The sequence below is a fragment of the Austwickia sp. genome (assembly GCA_016699675.1).
Taxonomy (GTDB): domain Bacteria; phylum Actinomycetota; class Actinomycetes; order Actinomycetales; family Dermatophilaceae; genus Austwickia.
The window spans coordinates 4,081,498-4,099,202 of record CP064985.1 but is presented as its reverse complement, the minus strand read 5'-3'; the positions used below and the strand labels follow the sequence as shown (position 1 = coordinate 4,099,202).

The 17,705-nt window shown below is 71.2% G+C and carries 16 protein-coding genes and 2 pseudogenes; 10 read left to right on the top strand and 8 right to left on the bottom strand.

Annotated elements, in window-relative coordinates:
• The first annotated feature begins 26 nt into the window (after window positions 1–26).
• The 3 genes from IPK37_18720 to IPK37_18710 all read left to right on the top strand — a co-directional run bounded on the left by IPK37_18720 (window position 27) and on the right by IPK37_18710 (window position 2,805).
• A complete protein-coding gene (locus tag IPK37_18720; GenBank protein QQS03009.1) occupies window positions 27–1,421 on the top strand; it encodes a cytochrome P450 in 1,395 nt (464 codons plus the stop codon).
• Window positions 1,422–1,605: 184 nt separating this feature from the next.
• Window positions 1,606–2,217, top strand: a complete 612-nt coding sequence (locus IPK37_18715) for a dienelactone hydrolase family protein (protein QQS00782.1) — start codon at window positions 1,606–1,608, stop codon at window positions 2,215–2,217.
• Window positions 2,218–2,436: 219 nt separating this feature from the next.
• Window positions 2,437–2,805 (top strand): hypothetical protein, encoded by a 369-nt coding sequence (locus IPK37_18710; protein ID QQS03008.1) that lies wholly within the window; start codon window positions 2,437–2,439, stop codon window positions 2,803–2,805.
• A gap of 95 nt (window positions 2,806–2,900) precedes the next feature.
• On the opposite strand, the pseudogene IPK37_18705 reads toward IPK37_18710, so the two are convergent.
• Window positions 2,901–3,365 (bottom strand): annotated as a pseudogene (locus IPK37_18705) (pyridoxamine 5'-phosphate oxidase family protein).
• 64 nt (window positions 3,366–3,429) lie between these two features.
• A complete protein-coding gene (locus IPK37_18700; GenBank protein ID QQS00781.1) occupies window positions 3,430–3,861 on the bottom strand; it encodes an HIT family protein in 432 nt (143 codons plus the stop codon).
• Window positions 3,862–4,001: 140 nt separating this feature from the next.
• On the opposite strand from IPK37_18700, the gene IPK37_18695 reads away from it, so the two are divergent.
• The 4 genes and pseudogenes from IPK37_18695 to IPK37_18680 all read left to right on the top strand — a co-directional run bounded on the left by IPK37_18695 (window position 4,002) and on the right by IPK37_18680 (window position 8,599).
• Window positions 4,002–5,894, top strand: coding sequence for a 1-deoxy-D-xylulose-5-phosphate synthase (locus tag IPK37_18695; protein QQS00780.1), 1,893 nt, complete (start codon window positions 4,002–4,004; stop codon window positions 5,892–5,894).
• Window positions 5,895–5,983: 89 nt separating this feature from the next.
• Window positions 5,984–6,871, top strand: coding sequence for an alpha/beta fold hydrolase (locus tag IPK37_18690; protein ID QQS00779.1), 888 nt, complete (start codon window positions 5,984–5,986; stop codon window positions 6,869–6,871).
• Window positions 6,872–7,009: 138 nt separating this feature from the next.
• The gene (locus IPK37_18685) at window positions 7,010–7,420 is read left to right on the top strand and encodes a hypothetical protein (GenBank protein ID QQS00778.1); all 411 of its coding nucleotides are present in this window, start codon (window positions 7,010–7,012) and stop codon (window positions 7,418–7,420) included.
• Between the two features lie 18 nt (window positions 7,421–7,438).
• Window positions 7,439–8,599 (top strand): annotated as a pseudogene (locus IPK37_18680) (RNA polymerase subunit sigma-24).
• A 76-nt stretch (window positions 8,600–8,675) separates the two neighbouring features.
• Here the strand turns inward: IPK37_18680 and IPK37_18675 are convergent.
• From IPK37_18675 to IPK37_18665, 3 genes are all read right to left on the bottom strand, one after another.
• Window positions 8,676–8,981 (bottom strand): helix-turn-helix transcriptional regulator, encoded by a 306-nt coding sequence (locus tag IPK37_18675; GenBank protein ID QQS00777.1) that lies wholly within the window; start codon window positions 8,979–8,981, stop codon window positions 8,676–8,678.
• 6 nt (window positions 8,982–8,987) lie between these two features.
• The gene (locus tag IPK37_18670) at window positions 8,988–9,368 is read right to left on the bottom strand and encodes a type II toxin-antitoxin system RelE/ParE family toxin (protein ID QQS00776.1); all 381 of its coding nucleotides are present in this window, start codon (window positions 9,366–9,368) and stop codon (window positions 8,988–8,990) included.
• A gap of 62 nt (window positions 9,369–9,430) precedes the next feature.
• Window positions 9,431–9,850, bottom strand: a complete 420-nt coding sequence (locus tag IPK37_18665) for a hypothetical protein (protein ID QQS00775.1) — start codon at window positions 9,848–9,850, stop codon at window positions 9,431–9,433.
• Between the two features lie 92 nt (window positions 9,851–9,942).
• On the opposite strand from IPK37_18665, the gene IPK37_18660 reads away from it, so the two are divergent.
• The 3 genes from IPK37_18660 (at window position 9,943) to IPK37_18650 (ending at window position 12,398) form a co-directional block, all read left to right on the top strand.
• Complete coding sequence (locus tag IPK37_18660) at window positions 9,943–10,932, top strand: hypothetical protein (GenBank protein QQS00774.1); 990 nt, start codon at window positions 9,943–9,945, stop codon at window positions 10,930–10,932.
• A gap of 74 nt (window positions 10,933–11,006) precedes the next feature.
• Window positions 11,007–11,627: a response regulator transcription factor gene (locus IPK37_18655; protein ID QQS00773.1), complete on the top strand. Its 621-nt coding sequence runs from the start codon at window positions 11,007–11,009 to the stop codon at window positions 11,625–11,627.
• A 114-nt stretch (window positions 11,628–11,741) separates the two neighbouring features.
• The gene (locus IPK37_18650; protein ID QQS00772.1) at window positions 11,742–12,398 is read left to right on the top strand and encodes a dihydrofolate reductase family protein; all 657 of its coding nucleotides are present in this window, start codon (window positions 11,742–11,744) and stop codon (window positions 12,396–12,398) included.
• Window positions 12,399–12,422: 24 nt separating this feature from the next.
• On the opposite strand, the gene IPK37_18645 is transcribed toward IPK37_18650, so the two are convergent.
• The 3 genes from IPK37_18645 to IPK37_18635 all read right to left on the bottom strand — a co-directional run bounded on the left by IPK37_18645 (window position 12,423) and on the right by IPK37_18635 (window position 17,682).
• Window positions 12,423–13,952: a UDP-N-acetylglucosamine 1-carboxyvinyltransferase gene (locus IPK37_18645; GenBank protein QQS00771.1), complete on the bottom strand. Its 1,530-nt coding sequence runs from the start codon at window positions 13,950–13,952 to the stop codon at window positions 12,423–12,425.
• A gap of 308 nt (window positions 13,953–14,260) precedes the next feature.
• Window positions 14,261–16,390, bottom strand: coding sequence for an enoyl-CoA hydratase/isomerase family protein (locus IPK37_18640; protein ID QQS00770.1), 2,130 nt, complete (start codon window positions 16,388–16,390; stop codon window positions 14,261–14,263).
• Complete coding sequence (locus IPK37_18635) at window positions 16,387–17,682, bottom strand: acetyl-CoA C-acyltransferase (GenBank protein ID QQS00769.1); 1,296 nt, start codon at window positions 17,680–17,682, stop codon at window positions 16,387–16,389. Before IPK37_18635 ends, IPK37_18640 begins: the two co-directional genes overlap by 4 nt.
• Window positions 17,683–17,705 lie beyond the last annotated feature (23 nt).

The following is a 17,705-nucleotide window of genomic DNA, read 5'->3' as shown; positions in this document are numbered from 1 at the left end:
GCCCATCCCCGGCGCCCGGCATCCACATCGGCGCCCACGTCGACGCAGCCGTCGATGCGGCCGAGACCCAGGCCCTGCACGACCCCTCCACCTATGTCACCGGGGTGCCGTACGAGCTGCTGGCCCGGCTCCGGGCCGCCGCGCCGACCTGCTGGGTCGAGGAGCCGGCGCAGCCGGGGTGGCCGGCGGGCACGGGCTACCACGTCGTGCTCCGGCACGCGGACGTGGAGGCCGTGCTGAAGGACGCCGCGACGTTCTCCTCGGCGCTGGGGGGCACGCAGCTGCGCGACCCGGCCACGCCGGAGGACCTCGGCTACGTGCGCCGCATGATGCTCAACATGGACCCGCCCGAGCATTCCCGGCTGCGCCGGATGCTGTCGCGGTCCTTCACGCCGCGGGCGGTGGCGCGGCTGGAGGAGTCGATCGCGGCCCACGCGCGGGGCATCGTCGATCGGATGCTGGCGGCGGGCACGGAGGTCGGCGCTGACGGGGTCGACGGGGACGGGACACGCCGCCGCGAGGGGCGGTGCGACTTCGCCAAGGAGGTCTCGGCCGACCTGCCGCTGCTGGCACTCGCCGACATCCTCGGGGTGCCCCCGCAGGATCGCTGGCTCATGTTCGACTGGGCCAACCGGGTGATCGGGTGGCAGGACCCGGACTATGCGGTGAGCGCGGCGTTCGACCCGGCCGGCGCCTCGGACATCGCGCGCGAGGCGTTCGCGCTGCGCCCCGAGCCCGACGAAAACGGCCGGATGCCCGACCCGCGGACCCGCGCGGGCATGCCGGACCTGTACGCCTACGCCCACCTTCTCGGCGAGGCCAAGCGCGCGGCCCCCGGGGAGGACGTGATGTCGATCCTCATGGCCCAGCGCGACGACGACGGCGGCCACGTCACGATCGAGGAGTTCGAGAACCTGTTCTGGCTCTTCGCCGTGGCCGGCAACGAGACGCTGCGCAACGGCCTGCCGGGCGGCATGATCGGGCTGCTGGCGAACCCGGAGGCGCAGCGGCGGCTGCGCGCCGACCCCGACCTCCTGCCCAAGGCGGTCGACGAGATGCTCCGCTGGTGGACGCCGGTGATGGTGTTCCGCCGTACGGCGACGCGCGACTGCGCCATCGGCGGTACGCCGGTGCGGGCGGGGGACAAGGTGGTCGTGTCGTTCTCCTCGGCGAACCGCGACGAGACCGTCTTCCCCGATCCCGACGTCTTCGACATCGATCGCGACGCCCGGGCCCACCTCGCCTTCGGCCACGGCCCGCACTTCTGCCTGGGCGCCCACCTCGCCCGGGTGCAGATGCGCGCGTTGTTCGCCGAAGTGCTGGGCCGTACGTCGTGGATCGAGGCCGACGGCGATCCGACGTACCTGCGCAGCAATTTCCAGCGCGGCGTCAAGCGCCTCCCGATCCGCTGGACCGCCTGAGCCGCCGCGGCCCGTCGCCGGGCCCGACGGGACGGCGAACTTGAACATTTGACCAGGTCCGGGCGCTGTCGTTAGCGGCTGTTGTGGTCGAGAGTTCACGGCGCTTCGCCACCGTTGCGCGCAACCCGGTGGCAATCTTGTGCTCCAGGGGCGCCCGCCCGGGCGCCGCGGCTGGAGGATCTTCGTGGCTGAGGTGGTCATCTTCCACTCGGCGCTGGGGTTGCGAGCGGGGATTGTCGACGCGGCACGCAGGCTGCGCGAGCAGGGGCATGTGGTGCACACCCCGGACCTCTACGAGGGGACGGTGTTCGCGGGGGGCCGCGACGGCTACGACGCCGGGGTCGCGTTGATGGAGTCCGTCGGCTGGACCACGATCGTGGACCGGGCCTGGGCCGCCGTGGACCAACTCGCCCGCGAGGTGGTCTACCTCGGGTTCTCGATGGGCGCGGGGATCGCCCAGGAGCTGGCGATTCAGCGCCCCGGCGCGCGCGGGGCGATCCTCATCGGCGGCGGCGGCGCGTACGACGAGGAGCCCTGGCCGCTCGGCGTTCCCGTGGACTGCCACCACATGGTCGACGACCCGTGGGTGGACGAGTTCGCGCCGGTGCGGCTGGCGCGCCTGGCCGCGCGGGCCGGGTCGTGCAGCAGCGTCTACCTCTACCCCGGCGACCAGCACCTGTTCACCGATCCGGAGTTGCCCGAGGAATACGATCACGACCTCACCGAGCTGGTCTGGCGCCGGATCATGCGGTTCCTGATCCGGCTGGAGGCCGGCTACATCCCGCGCCGCGGGTAGCGTCGGCGCTGCGGTCCCGGCTTCCCGCCCTCGACCGCAGGGCCGCCGTCGGGGCCGCAGTCGGGTCCCCTCGCCGGTCCCTTCGACCGTACGCCGTCAGCGCTGTCGGCCTCGAGAGACACAATCCGGAGCATGAGCGGTCGGGAGGGCGAGGCTGTGCGGGGGGCACCGCGCAGCGGGCCGCCCCGCGCCGCGCGTGCGCTGCGGGACGGGGGCGCCATGGCTCACGGGGTTCCGGCGGGCTGGCCGCCGGGCGTCCCGCCGCCCGATGCGCCCGGTTGGGAGCAGGTGGCCGTGGCGTGGCTGCTCGATCAGTGCCCGGCGGATTACCGCCTGTACGAGCCGCTGCGCCGGCATCCCTCCGCGCTCGCCTGGATCGCCTCCCGGCACGTCGCCGCGCAGGTCGAGGCGGCGCGGGAGGGGTACCGGCGGGCTCGCGTGGAGCTCGGCGAAGACCTGGGCCCCGAGGGGGTCGCGGAGATCCTCGGGGTGCTGGAGCGCGAGGGACTGCGTCTGCGGGCCGCCGCCCGCGCGGCGGAGCTGCTGGTGGAGGCCCTGCAGGGCGGCCGCTTCATCCCGCGGCTGTAAGGGGTGTGCAAGCCGCCGGGGGAGTGCGGCGGCCCGCGGTCGGCCCTACCGGGCGCGGCTACGACGTGCCGTCTAGCACGCCGTACGCGACGGAACCAGCTCGGTTCGAGGCGATACATCCGGATGTCCTCGGCCCAGGTGCGCGGATCCGAGCCGTAGTGCGCCGTCCAATGGGCGAAGGTCTCCGCCCACCCCGGGTCCGCCTCGGTGAGCTCGGTGGCCTGGCCGTGGCAGAAGACCCCCAGCCGCTCGCCGTCGAGGTGGGCGACGCTGACGGCCGGCCGCGCGCGCAGATGCCGGGCCTTCGCGGAGCCACCCGCCGTACTGAAGGTCCACCGACCGTGCAGGAAGTGCCCGTCCACCGCGCTAACCCTCGGCTCGCCGCGCGCGGTGACGGTGGCGAGACTGAGCAGCTTCATGCCGTCCAGGGCCGGGACGAGTTGGGCGGCAGTGGGCCGCCGCTCCGCGGTGACGATCGAGCGCAGATGCTCGGTACTGCGCCCGTACGAGGCGTCCATGAGGTCTTGCAGCGCGGCGATCTCCGCCGGGGTCTCCCGCATGCTCGGCAGGATAGGGGCCCAGCCCGCCGAGGGGTACGGGCCGGCGCCGGTCAGCCTTCGGCCGTCAGCCCTCGGCCGGCACGTGGTCGGCGTGGCCCCGCGCGCGCAGGCGGGCCCGCAGCCGGGCGGCGGCGTCGTCCATCATGGCGGGGTCCGGGTCGTTGTCGGCGGTGCGGAAGCTGAACTGCTTCGGCGAGGTCACGGGCCACACGTGCCAGTGCAGGTGGGGCACCTCGAAGCCCTGCGCGAGCAGGCCGACCCGCGGGGCCTCCCATTCCTCCTGCTGCGCCTGCCCGATCGCGAGCGCCACCTGGGCGACGTGCGCCAGCAGGTCGGGGTCGGCGTCGGTCCATTGCTCGATCTCCTCGCGCGTCACCACGAGCGTGTGCCCGGGCGTCAGCGGCGCGGCGGTGAGGAACGCGACACAGCGGTCGTCCTCCCAGACGAACCGACCCGGGATCTCCTTGGCGATGATGCGACTGAAGATGCTGGCCATGGCGACAGCCTAGGGGCGCGGGCGCACGGCGTACGAGCCCGTGCCGCGTGCCGATTCAGCTGCCGCCCAGGGTCCGCCCAGCGCGGCGGATGCGGACGGCGTACCCTCGTGACGTCGACTGCCGCCAAGGAGTTCTCCCCGTGCCCCTGTTGGATCAGATCCGCAATCCCGCCGATGTGCGTCGGCTCGATCCCGAGCAGCTGGACGCGCTCGCTGAGGAGATCCGGGAGTTCCTCATTCGGGCCGTGTCCGCCACGGGCGGTCACCTGGGACCCAACCTCGGCGTCGTCGAGCTGACGATCGCGTTGCACCGCACGTTCGAGAGCCCCAAAGACACCATGGTTTTCGACACGGGCCACATCGCCTACGTGCACAAGCTCCTCACGGGCCGCCAGGACTTCTCCCGGCTGCGGGCCAAGGGGGGCCTGTCGGGGTACCCGAGTCGGGCCGAGTCCGAACACGACGTGGTCGAGAACAGCCATGCGTCCGGCGCGGTGTCCTGGGCCTCGGGGATCGCCCACGCCCGGCGGCTGCGCGGCGAGACCGGGCGCCACACGGTGGTGGTCGTGGGGGACGGCGCCCTCACGGGCGGCATGGCCTGGGAGGCCCTGAACAACCTGGCCGCGTGTCAGGACCTGCCGCTCGTCATCGTCGTCAACGACAACACCCGCAGCTACGCGCCCACCATCGGCGGCCTGGCGCAGCACCTGGCGTGGCTGCGCACGACGCGGCAATACGAACAGGTGTTGAACTGGGGCAAGGACAGGCTGGCTCGGACCCCGATCCTGGGCCGCCCGGCGCTCTACACCCTGCACGGGGTGAAGAAGGGCCTCAAGGACATGTTCGCCCCGCAGGGGCTGTTCGAGGACCTCGGCCTGAAGTACGTCGGGCCGGTGGACGGGCACGACGAGGCGGCGGTCGAGGTGGCGCTGCGCCAAGCCAAGGGCTATGGCTCGCCGGTCATCGTGCACGTGATGACGACCAAGGGGCACGGCTACGAGCACGCGCGCAACAACGCCGACGACCGCTTCCACGCCGTGGGCGTCATCAACCCCGAGACCGGGCTGCCGCTGGAGGTCAGCGGGCGGTCCTGGACCGACGACTTCGCCGAGGCCGTGGAGAAGGCGGCGGATCAGCGCGAAGACGTCGTGGCCCTGACGGCGGCGATGCTGATCCCGGTGGGCCTGAAGGGGTTCGCGGAGCGGTACCCCGGCCGCGTCTTCGACGTCGGCATCGCCGAGCAGCACGCCGTGACGATGGCGGCGGGGCTGGCGTACGGCGGCCTGCACCCGATCGTGGCCATCTACTCGACCTTCCTGAACCGCGCCTTCGACCAGATGCTGATGGATTGCGCACTGCACCGAGCGGGCGTGACCTTTGTGCTCGACCGCGCGGGCATCACCGGCAACGACGGTGCCTCGCACAACGGCATGTGGGACATGACCCTGGCCAACATCGTGCCGGGTCTGCGGCTCGCGGCCCCGCGGGACGGGATCCGCGTCGCCGCCGCCCTGGAGGAGGCCCTGGCCGTCGACGACGGGCCGACGGTGCTGCGCTTCCCCAAGGGCAATCCGCCGCCGCCGATCGATCAGGTCCGCACGCTCGGCGTGGTGGATGTGCTGGTCGAGCCCGGTGAGGGCGGCGTGAACGACCTCGTCGTCGGCATCGGTTCCATGGTCCCCACCGCGCTGGCGGTCGCCCAGAAGCTCACCGCCGGCGGGCGTTCGGTGCGCGTCGTCGATCCCCGCTGGTGCCTGCCGGTCCCCGAAGAGCTCGCCGGGTTGGCCCGCGGGGCCGACCGCGTCGTGGTCATCGAGGACAACGTCGTGGGCGGCGGGATCGGTGCCGCCGTCGAGTTGGCCCTCGGCGAGGCGGGCCTGGAGACCCCGGTCGTCCAGATCGGCGTGCCCAAGCGGTTCCTGGACCATGCCAGCCGCGGCGAGGTCCTCGCGGAGATCGGCCTGACCCCCGAGACGATCCTGCGGCGGCTCAAGAGCCCACGTCGCGGGCCCCGCCTGGCAGACTCCGCGTAGGAGGCGCCGCGGGTTCGCGTGGGGATCGGGCCGGGGCCTCAACCCGACGGCGGCCACCGTCGCCCGGGGTGTCGTCCGCAGGAGGGGCCATGTCAGACCTGACCGTTCACGATCTGTCCGAGGGCACCCCCGGGCCGTCCGCGCCGACCGTGCTGCTCGTGCACGGCATCACCGGCAACGGGCTGTGCTGGGGCGAAGTGGCCCTCGAGATCGGCCGTCGACACGGTGCGGGCGCGGTCCGCGTCCTCGCCCCCGACCTGCGGGGCCGCGCCGGCTCCCGGGAGGTCGGCCCGCCGTACGGGATGGGCAGCCACGCCGCCGACATGGCCGAGATCGCCCGCGCCCAGGGCGGACCGACGCTGCTCGTCGGGCACTCCATGGGCGCCTTTGTCGCGGCGGTCGCGATGGCGACGGATCCGACGCCGTACGTCGGGGCCCTGCTCGTCGACGGCGGCCTGGCGTTGCCCATGCCGGAGGGCATCGACGTCGACGCCGCCCTGCAGGCCGTGATCGGCCCCGCCATGACCCGGCTGACGATGCGCTTCGACGACCCCGAGGCCTACCTGGCGTTCTGGGATCAGCACCCGGCGGTCGGCCCGCTGCTGACGGGACCCGCCTCGGAAACGACGCGCGGCTACATCCTCTACGACCTCATGCGGGCCCCCGACGGCGACGGCTACGTCTCCACGTGCGTCCTGGAGGCCATCCGCGAGGACGGCGGGGCGGTCCTCATCGACCCCACCGTGGCACCCGCGGTCAAGAACGCGCTCGCGGCAGGGGCGCGGATGGAGTTGATCTGGGCGGCCCGGGGCATGCTCAACGAACCGCAGGGACTGTACGACGACGCCCGGCTGGCCGCGCACGCCCTGCCTGAGTCGTTGCCCGTCACGCAGGCGGACGCCAACCACTACTCGGTGATCCTCGACGCCGCCGGCGTGGGGACGATCTGCGACGCGATCGACCGCATGCTGCCCTGACTCGACGTCTGGCCAGCGACGTCCGGCCACCGACGTGGTCCATCGGGGTCGGTGGGCTGTCGATGTCGAGAACGGCCGGGCGGCTCCGTCCCTGGGGTGAGTGGCCACCGAGGCCGCCGGACATCCAAGGAGTAGACGATGGCGAAGTACCTGTTGCTCAAGCACTATCGCGGCGGCCCGACACCCATCCGCAACATCGACATGTCGACGTGGACGCCGGAGGCGGTCGACGCGCACCTGACTTTCATGTCCGACTTCGCGGAACGGCTCACGGCCAGCGGCGAGTTCGTCGACGGGCAGGCGCTGGCCCCCGAGGGCGCCTGGGTCCGCTATGACGGCGAGGGACGCCCGCCGGTGGTCGATGGCCCGTTCGCCGAGACCAAGGACCTGATCGCGGGGTGGATGGTCATCGACGTGGACAGCTGGGATCGGGCCGTCGAACTCGCCGGTGAGCTGTCTGCGGCGCCCGGCGCCGGCGGGGAGCCCATCCACGAATGGCTCGAGGTGCGACCGTTCCTCGGCGAGGCACCGGCGAACGCGGTGGACTGACCGAAGGGTCGGCCGTCAATGGATGAGGTTCGCCTGCGCGGGCACATTCCGGCCGTCCTGGGCGTCCTCCTGCGGCGCGGAGTCGACTTCGCGACCGCGGAGGACGCCGTTCAGGAGGCCCTGCTGGCGGCGCTGGTGGCCTGGCCGGCGGACCCACCCCGCGACGAGCGCGCGTGGCTCGTCGCGGTGGCGTGGCGCAAGTTCCTCGACGCCGCCCGGTCGGCGCAGGCCAGACAACGGCGCGAACGGGTGGTCGAGTCGGAGCCCGCGGCGGGACCGACCCCGGCGAGCGATGACACGCTGCTGCTCTACGTCCGGTGTGCCCACCCCGCACTAGCCCCGTCCTCCGCCGTGGCCCTCACGCTGCGGGCCGTGGGCGGACTCACCACCGCGCAGATCGCGGCAGCCTACTTCGTGCCCGAGGCCACCATGGCGCAGCGGATCAGCCGGGCCAAGCGTCGGCTGGCAGGGGTTCGGCTCGACGAGCCCGGCGACCTCGCCACGGTGCTGCGGGTCCTCTACCTGGTCTTCAACGAGGGATACGGCGGCGACGTCGACCTCGCGGCCGAGGCGATCCGGCTGACGCGGCAGCTCTCCGGGGTCACCGTGGGCACCGCCGCCGCACCGGAGGTCGCGGGTCTGCTGGCCCTCATGCTGCTGCACCACGCGCGACGCGCCTCCCGGACGACGGCAACGGGCGCGCTGGTGCCGTTGGCCCGCCAGGATCGGTCCCGCTGGGACGGGGCGCTCATTGCCGAGGGGGTCGCGATCCTGCAGGGGGCGTAGGCGGCGGACCGGCTCGGGCAGTACCAGGCGCAGGCGGCCATCGCCGCCCTACACGCCGATGCGGTCATCGTCGCCGAGACGGACTGGGCGCAGATGGTCGGGTGGTATGACGAACTGCTCACGCTCACCGGCAGCCCAGTCGTGGCGCTGAACCGGGTGGTGGCCGTGACGGAGGCCGACGGTCCGCAGGCGGGGCGCGCCGCGCTGGCGGCGGTGGACCCCGCCACGCCACGCCATGCCGCAGTCACGGCGTACGTCCTGGAGAAGCTCGGCGACCTCCCCGCGGCGGGGGAGTGGTACGCCGTGGCGGCGCGCCAGGCGATCTCGGTCGCCGAGCGCGACCATCTCCATCACGAGTCAGCCCGCGTCCGGACCCTGAGCCGCGAGAAATGACAGCCCTGGGGTGGTATTCAGATGGCGCGCGCCCGCGCCACTGACGGGAGGAATCGATGGGGTTTATCACGAGCCTCTAGGCGATGGCCATGCGCCGGCCACCCACTTGGATTTCGACGTGCAACGTGCCACCGAGGGCCTCGGCATACCGCCGCAGGGTGTCGACCTGGGTGCGCTCGATGTCACCGCGCTCGATCTTAGAAACCTGCCGCTGTCCCTTTCCGATGCGTTCGGCGACGTCGTTCTGCGTGAGTGCGGCCAACTCGCGCAACTCGCGTAGCTGGTAGGCCCGCACCTGCGCCATCATCTCTTCCTGGAGCTGCCGAACATGAGCCTCACGGGGGGGACGGCGCATCTCCATCTCTTCTAGGGACATGCCCATCAGACGTCACCTCTTGCGTGTTTGTCGCTGCTGTGGACTGTGTTTGTGCAGGTGCGCATCGAACAGGTCGTCTGCGGCAGGGATCGCCACGTCGTACCAGCCCTTCCACTTGCCTGCCTTGTCCCCGGCGTACAGCATGACTGCCTGGCGCGCGGGGTCGAACGCGAAGAGCACGCGGATCTCGCTGCGCCCGGACGATCCTGGCCGAAGTTCCTTCACGTTCTTGTGGCGTGACCCCTTGACGGTGTCCACCAGGGGTCGTCCTAGGTGCGGTCCGTGGCACCTCAGCAATCGAGCCGCCGCGATGAGCTGGTCATAGCTATCAGGGTCAAGCGAGTGCATCCATGCGGCGATGTTTTCAACATCCACCACCCACTCTCGTGTCATCCGAGTATAGATCCTTTAAGTGCTAGACCACAAGGGTTCCATCAGCGCGCTGACGGTCGGGGCTAGCGGCTGCTGCGCATGGCCTGGGTCTTGGTCGTGGACTCGTCGGCGAGGAGCTCGTCGTACCGCGCAGATCCCACGGGGACCAGCGCCACCCGCCCGGCGGCGTCGGCGTGGATGCCCCACCCGTACGTCTTGGGCAGCGGCGAGGTCCGCAGGCACGGTTGGCCCTTGGCGAAGAACACCGCCCGGGCGGCCGCCCGCTCGCCCGGGGGGATCGCGGCCCGGTCGGCGTGGACCGTGAAGATGACATCGTCGCTGGTGAACTCGTAGTCGTGCCCGGCCAGCATGGCGAACTGGCGCTCGGCGACGGTGCCCTTCCCGGCGGGAGGCGGCACGGCCGAGGTGGCCTTCGTGTCCGCCGCGAGCGTGATGAGCGTGTCGGCGTAGTTCGTGGTGTGGTGTCCCTCGGGAGTGCGCATGCCCGCAGCCTCGCACGTGCCACCGACAACCGACCGGGCACCGACCGGCCGATGCCACCGACCTGCGTCCCCGCCGTTGCTACGGTTCCGCCATGGCGAACATGCCGCCCCCGGCCGACCGTGCCGCCGATCTGGCCGTCCTCCGCGCGGCCGCCGCGGCTGCCGTCGACCGGATCGTTGAGGAATACCGGCGACGGCTCCAGCTGGCCGGCAACCCGATCGGCAACCAGGACCAGGCGCTCCTGGAGGCGAACGTCCGCGGCATGTTGGCTGGCCTGCTCACCGGCGATCCGACCACGGATGACCTCCCGGCCATCCGGGGCCGGGCGCACGCGGTGGCCCGCGTGAGTCCAGTGCACGCGATGAGCGCGATCCGCGTGCTCAGCGACGTCGTCGGAGCCGAGGTCGTCGCCGTCGCTGAGGTCGAGCGGGTGGCGCCGGCGGTCGTCGCCCGTGCGTTGGCCGACCTGTTCGCGACGCTGATGCGCCGGGTGGAGCTGAGCGGCGGAGCGTACGACGTGGCGTTGCTCGGCGACCTGCACACCACGCACCTGACCGAACGGCGCCGCATCGCCCGGGATCTGCACGACAAGGTCGCCCACACCCTCGCGATCGCGCCGCAGCAGCACGAGCTGCACGAGATCGCCCTGGATCGCGGCGACGCACGGTCGGCGCACCGGCACGACGAGAGGTTGCGCGACCTCCTGACTGAGGCGACGGACGTCGTCCGCGAGATCGGCGAGGACATCGGTCGGCTGCACACCGAACGAGGATTGACGGCGGCGGTGGGTGACTACGCCGAACTCACCGGGACCGGGCTGGTGCGGTGCGCCGTCGTCGGTCGCGAGCGACTCGATGGGCTCGCGCCGTGGGTCGCCGAGGAGTTCTATCTCGCGATCCGCGAGTCGATCCGTAATGCGGTCGAGCACGCGGACGCCTCCGTGGTCACGGTGGACCTGGCGGGCGAGCTCGGGCAGTGCACCGCTCGGATCAGCGACGACGGGATCGGCTTCAGCGCGCCGGCGGGGCGGAGCGACTCGGCCGGGCGCGGCCTGCCGGCGGTGCGGGACCGGGTCGCGTAGCTCGGCGGAGTGAGCACAATCGACAGCGGTCCGGGGCGAGGCACGGTCGTGACCCTCAGCGTGCCGATGCTGCCATGACAGCCCTGCGCGTCCTCCTGGCGGACGACCACACGATGTTCCGAGAGGGGCTGCGGGCGCTGCTGGAAGCCTCCGGCGTCGAGGTCGTGGGCGAGGCGGCCGACGGCCCCGGCGCGCTGGACCTCGCCCGGCGGACCCGCCCCGACGTGGCGCTCCTCGACGTGCAGATGCCCGGCCCGGGGATCCGCGCGCTGGTCGACACGCTGCGGACGGCCGTTCCCGACACGCGGATCGCGGTGCTCACCATGTACACCGCCAACGACCTCGCCGACGAGCTGGAGGCCCACGGCGTCTTGGGTTGGTTCGGGAAGAGCCTGGGCCATCGGGCGTTGGTCGCCGGCCTCCTCGCCGTCGCCGAGGGCCAGCCGGTCCGGCTCAGCCCGCGGTCGGTCGACGCCACCAAGGCGCGCGCCGCGGGTCTGACGCCCCGCGAGATGGAGGTGCTGCGCCTCGTGGCCCGCGGTCTAGGCAACCGACAGGTCGCCGACCAGCTCTATCTCAGCGAAGCCACAGTCAAGCGACACCTCACCACGCTGTACCGCAAGCTGGGCGCCTCCAACAGGGTCGATGCCCTGAGTCGTGCGCTCGCCCAGGGTCTGGTCGACCGGCTCGGCTGACTACGACCTTCGGCTCATCCGACGTACCCCTTCGGTGCCGGAACCCGCGCGAGGGTGGCCGCATCCGGCACGGACGGGAAGGGTGGAGTCGCGCCGATCCCCAGGAGGTCCACCATGAAGCTCACCGTGCACACCTTCACCACAATCGACGGCGTCATGCAGTCGCCCGCGACCCCCGACGAAGACACCAGCGGCGGATTCGACCGCGGCGGCTGGCTCAGCCCCCACGTCGACGACGTCATGGGCGAGATCGTCGAGGGCTGGTTCGGCCGGGCGGAGGCCGTCCTGCTGGGTCGGCACACCTACCAGGACATGCACGACTACTGGTCGCGCGTCGAGGACCCGGGCACGCACACCTGGCGGGTGCTCAACACGGGCCCCAAGTACGTCGTGTCGACCACCCTCACCGACGCCGCGGCGGACTGGACGGACACGACCGTCCTGCGCGGCGACCCGGTCGAGGCGGTCCGGGCCCTCAAGGCGCGCGACGGCGGCGAGCTGCAGGTCCACGGCAGCTGGCGGCTCGTCCAGACCCTGCACGAGGCCGGGCTCGTCGACGAATACCGGCTGCTGGTCTTCCCCACCAGCGTGGGCGGCAACGCCAAGCGGCTGTTCCCGGACGGATCCGTGCCCGTCGGGTTCGCGGTGAGCGACGTCCGGGTCACCGGCACCGGCGCCGTCGCCATGACGCTCGTCCCCGGCGACTTCCGGCAGGCCGGTGTCGATGTCGTCGACGGTGCGGACACCGTGGTGGACCTGCAACCCGCCTGACGCCGACCCGCGACGCCCTGGGTGCTAGATGTCGCGGAAGGTCGTGACGCTCGCGCCCAGGGCGTTGAGGCGGTGCGCCAGGTCCTCGTACCCGCGGTTGATGACGTACACGTTTCGCAGCACCGACGTCCCGGGCGCCGCCAGCATGGCCAAGAGGATCACCACGCCGGGGCGCAGGGCCGGCGGGCAGACCACCTCGGCCGCGCGCCACCGGGTCGGCCCGTCGATGAGCACGCGGTGCGGGTCGAGCAGCTGCACCTTGACGCCCACCTTGGTGAGCTCGGTGAGGTAGATCGCCCGGTTCTCATAGACCCAGTCGTGAATCATGGTGCGGCCCTGGGCCACCGCCCCGATGAGCGCGAAGAACGGCAGGTTATCGATGTTCAGGCCGGGGAACGGCATGGGGTGGATCTTGTCGATCGGGGCGACCAGCGGCCCCGGAATCGTCGTGAGATCCACCAGCCTGGTCTTGCCGTTGGCCGACGGGTACTCCGGCGTCAGCTCGCACTTCATCCCCATCTCGCCCAGCAGGGTCAGCTCGATCTCGAGGAACTCGATCGGCACCCGCCGGATGGTGATGGCGGACTCGGTGACCACCGCGGCGGCGAGCAGGCTCATCGCCTCGATCGGGTCCTCGCTCGGCGAGTAGTCCACGTCCACGTCGATGACCGAGCGGCCCCGCACGCGCAGCGTGGTGGTGCCGATGCCGTCGATCTGCACGCCCAGGCGCTCCAGGAAGAAGCACAGGTCCTGGACCATGTAGTTGGGGCTGGCGTTGCGGATGACCGTCTCGCCCTCGCATCGAGCGGCGGCCATCAGCGCGTTCTCGGTGACGGTGTCACCGCGTTCGGTCAGCACGATCGCTCGGGTCGGCCGCACCGACCGGTCCACGGCCGCGTGATAGAAGCCGTTGGTCGCGGTCACGGCCAGCCCGAAGTTGTGCAGGGCGTGCATATGCGGCTCGATGGTGCGCGAGCCCAGGTCGCAGCCCCCGGAGAAGGGCAGCGAGAAGGTGTCGAAGTCGTGCAGCAGGGGCGCGAAGAACATGATGATCGTGCGGGTACGCCGCGCGGCGTCCAGATCCATCGCGGTCAGGTCGAGCCGCTGCGGCGGCACGATCTCCAGGTCGTTGCTGCCGGGCAGCCAGCGGGTGCGCACGCCGATGCTCTGCAGCACCTCCAGGATCCGGTTGACCTCCTCGATGCGCGCGAGGCTGCGCAGCGTCGTGCGACCCCGGTTGAGCAGCGCGGCGCACAGGAGCGCCACCGCCGCGTTCTTGCTGGTCTTGACGTCGATCTCGCCGGACAGCTTGGTGCCGCCCTTGATCCGCAGGTGCTGCGGGCCGGACCTGCCGAGCGAGACGAACTCGCTGTCGAGGGACTCCCCAATCCGGGCGAGCATCTCCAGGCTGAGGTTCTGCCGGCCCTGTTCGATGCGGGCTACCGCGCTCTGGCTGGTGCCGAGGTGTTCGGCGAGTTCCGCTTGAGTCAGGCCCTTGTGCCGGCGAGCGTCGCGGATGAGGCCTCCGATGCGTGCCAAGTAGTCCTCACTCATAGGTCTAGCCTAACTCATATATGAGATACTCGCCGGTCAAGGCGGTCTTGTCGACGAGGGGCGACGCGCCAGGACGGCACCAATCTCGCGACTGTCACCGTGCAGGTCGGTCGACCAAGTCTCCCATACGCGTCGTGGTGCCCCCGTCAGGGGCGCTCCTCGGCGCGTCGCCGGCCGGCTCGGATCCGATACGGACAGTGCATCATTCGCCGGACCCCGCCGCGGTGAGGCACGCCGACGGCCGCCGTACGGTGCGAAAACGTCGTACGGCGGCCGTCCGGGGTGGCGCCGTCAGCGGCGCCGCGACCTCACTGCGGCAGGCTCGCCAAACCGGGGGCGAGGAAGCGCTTTCCAGTCACCTTCTCCGCGATGCCGGACCGGTCGAGCAGCGGGGTGAGCCCGCCGTTCCAGAACTGGAATCCGGCGCCGGTGATCATGGCCAGGTCGAGATCCTCGGGGGCGATGACCACGCCCTCGTCGAGCATGATCCGGGCCTCCTGCGCCAGGCCGGCGAGCACCTTCTCGCGCACCTGCTCGGTCGTGAGCGCCACGGGGTTCGCGGGCAGCTCCATCAGCTTGACGACGTCCGGGTTGGGCACCATGGCACCGCTCGCGTCCATCGTGTAGTAGCCCGGCATCTTGTGCTCGATGGCGATGCGCCGGAAGTTCTCGCTGATGTAGAACCGGTCCGGGAACGCCTTGCCCAGGGTCTCGCCGTTGTGGAACGCGACGGCCGGGCCCACCATGCCGAGCAGCACGAACGGCGGCATGGGAGCCACCCCCGCGAAGCCCTTGTCGGCCACGTCGACCGGCGTGCCCTCGTCGACGATCTTGACCATGTCCGACATGAACCGGCCCAGCAGGCGGTTCACGATGAACGACGGGCTGTCGTTGACCAGGATCGTGGTCTTGCCCAGGCCCTTGCCGGCCGCGAAGGCGGTGGCCAGCGCGGCGTCGTCGGTCTTGGCGCCCTTGATGATCTCCAACAGGGGCATGACCGCGACCGGGTTGAAGAAGTGGAACCCGACGACCCGCTCGGGGTGCTGCAGGTCGGCCGCCATCTCGGTGATCGAGAGCGAGGAGGTGTTGGTCGCGAGGATGCACTCCGGGCTGACGACCTCCTCGACCTCCTTCCAGACCTGCTTCTTGACGCCCATCTCCTCGAAGACGGCCTCGATGACGAAGTCCGCGTCGGCGAAGCCGGACTTCTCGGTGGAGCCGGTGACGAGGGCCTTGAAGCGGTTGGCCTTGTCGCTGCTCAGCCGGCCCTTCTTGACCAGCTTGTCCAGCTCGCCGTGCACATAGGCGACGCCCTTGTCGACGCGGTCCTGGTCGAGGTCGGTCATGACGACCGGCACCTTGAGGCGGCGCACGAACAGCAGCACCAGCTGGCTGGCCATCAGACCCGCGCCCACGATGCCGACCTTGGTGATCTTGCGGGCCAGCGACTTGTCCGGCGCGCCGGCGGGGCGCTTGGCGCGCTTCTGCACGAGATCGAACGCGTAGAGCCCGGAGCGGAGCTCCTCACTCATCATGAGGTCTTCGAGGGCCTTGGTCTCGCCCTCGAAGCCCTCCTCGCGGGAGCAGGTGCGTGCCTTCCCCATGAGCTCGATGGCGCGGTACGGCGCGGGGGCGTAGCCGCCCGTCTTGAGGTCCGCGAAGTCGCGGGCCTTCTTGATCGCGGCGGCCCAGCTGGCCTCGTCGCGGTCGATCTCCTTGCGCTCCACCGTGATCTCGCCGGTCAGCACCTTGGCCGCCCAGCCGATCGACTGCGCGAGGAAGTCGGCCGGCTCGAAGAGCGCGTCGGCCAGGCCCATCTGGTAGACCTCGGCGCCCTTGAGCATCTTGTTCATCGACAGCGGGTTCTCGATGACGAGCTTGACCGCGCCCTCGATGCCGATGAGGTTGGGCACCAGCCAGGTGCCGCCCCAGCCGGGGATCAGCCCGAGGAAGCACTCGGGCAGCGCGAACGCGGGAATGCCCGCCGAGGCCGTGCGGTAGGTGCAGTAGAGGTTGACCTCGACGCCGCCGCCGAGGGCCAGCCCGTTGATGAACGAGAACGTCGGCACGCCCATGTCGGTGAGCTTGCTGAACGCGTCGTGGCCGAGGTCGGCGATGGCGCGGGCTTGCGCCTTGTCGGTCACCTTCGCGACGCCGGACAGGTCGGCGCCGGCGGCGAGGATGAACGGCTTACCGGTGATGGCCACCGTCGCCAGCTCGCCGCGGTCCACGCGGGCCTTGACGCCGTCGAGCACCTCGGAGAGGTGGATGAGGGTCTGCGGCCCGAAGGTGTTCGGGCGAGTGTGGTCCTTGCCGTTGTCCAGGGTGATGAGCGCCATGACGCCGGCGCCGCCGGGCAGCTCGATGTCGCGGACCTTGGCGTCGGTGACGACCTCGTCGGGGAAGATGGTCTGGAAGTCGATCGTGGGCGCGCTCATCGGGCCGCCGCCTCCTTGGTCTCGGTGCTTGCGCCGCTGACGTAGTCGGCGTGGTGGGCGTTCTCCCAGATCACCGTGGCGCCCATGCCCATGCCGATGCACATGCTGGTGATGCCGTAGCGGACCGAGGGGTTCTCCTCGAACTGCCGGGCCAGCTGGATCATCAGCCGCACGCCGGAGCTGGCGAGGGGGTGGCCGCACGCGATCGCCCCGCCGTACTGGTTCACCCGCGGATCGTCGTCGGCGATCCCGTAGTGCTCCAGGAAGCTCAGCACCTGCACGGCGAACGCCTCGTTGAGCTCGAACAGGCCGATGTCGTCGATCGACAGGCCGGCGTTGGCCAGCGCTTTCTCGGTCGCGGGCACCGGGCCGTAACCCATGACCTCGGGCTCGAGGCCGGCGTACGCGAACGAGACCAGCCGCATCTTCGGCGCCATGCCCAGCTCGGCGGCGGCCTCCTCGGAGGCGAGGATGCACGCGGTCGCGCCGTCGTTGAGGCCCGCCGCGTTGCCCGCCGTCACCCGACCGTGCGGGCGGAACGGCGTCTTGAGGCCCTGCAGGGCCTCCATCGTCACGCCGGGGCGCGGCGGCTCGTCCTTGGTGGCCAGGCCCCAGCCCAGCTCGGCGTGCCGGGTCGCCACGGGCACGAGGTCCGGCTGGATCTTGTTGGCGCCGTAGGCCTTCTCCATCTTGTTCTGGGAGGCGACGGCGTACCGGTCCGAGCGCTCCTTGGTGAGCTGGGGGAACCGGTCGTGCAGGTTCTCCGCCGTGTTGCCCATGTTGAGCGCCTCGACGTCGACGAGCTTCTCCGCGACGAACCGCGGGTTGGGGTCGACGCCCTGGCCCATCGGGTGGCGGCCCATGTGCTCGACACCGCCGGCGACGGCGACGTCGTACGCGCCGAAGGCGATGCTCGCGGCGGCGGTCGTGGTGGCGGTCATGGCGCCGGCGCACATGCGGTCGATCGCGTAGCCCGGGACCGTGTTGGGCAGGCCGGCCAGCAGCGCGGCCGTGCGGCCGATCGTCAGGCCCTGGTCGCCCATCTGGGTGGTCGCCGCGATGGCGACGTCGCCGACCCGCTCGGGGGGCAGCTCGGGGTGGCGGCGCAGCAGCTCGCGGATGCAGGCGACGACCAGGTCGTCGGCGCGGGTCTGGGCATAGATGCCCTTGTCGCCGGCCTTGCCGAAGGGCGTACGAACGCCGTCGACGAAGACGACCTCGTGACGTGGTGTGGACACAAACTCTCCCTGGGTCGAGAGGACATGGGGATCACGACAAGCGTGGAAACGCATCGCTTCCCGCTATTCTTACCAGT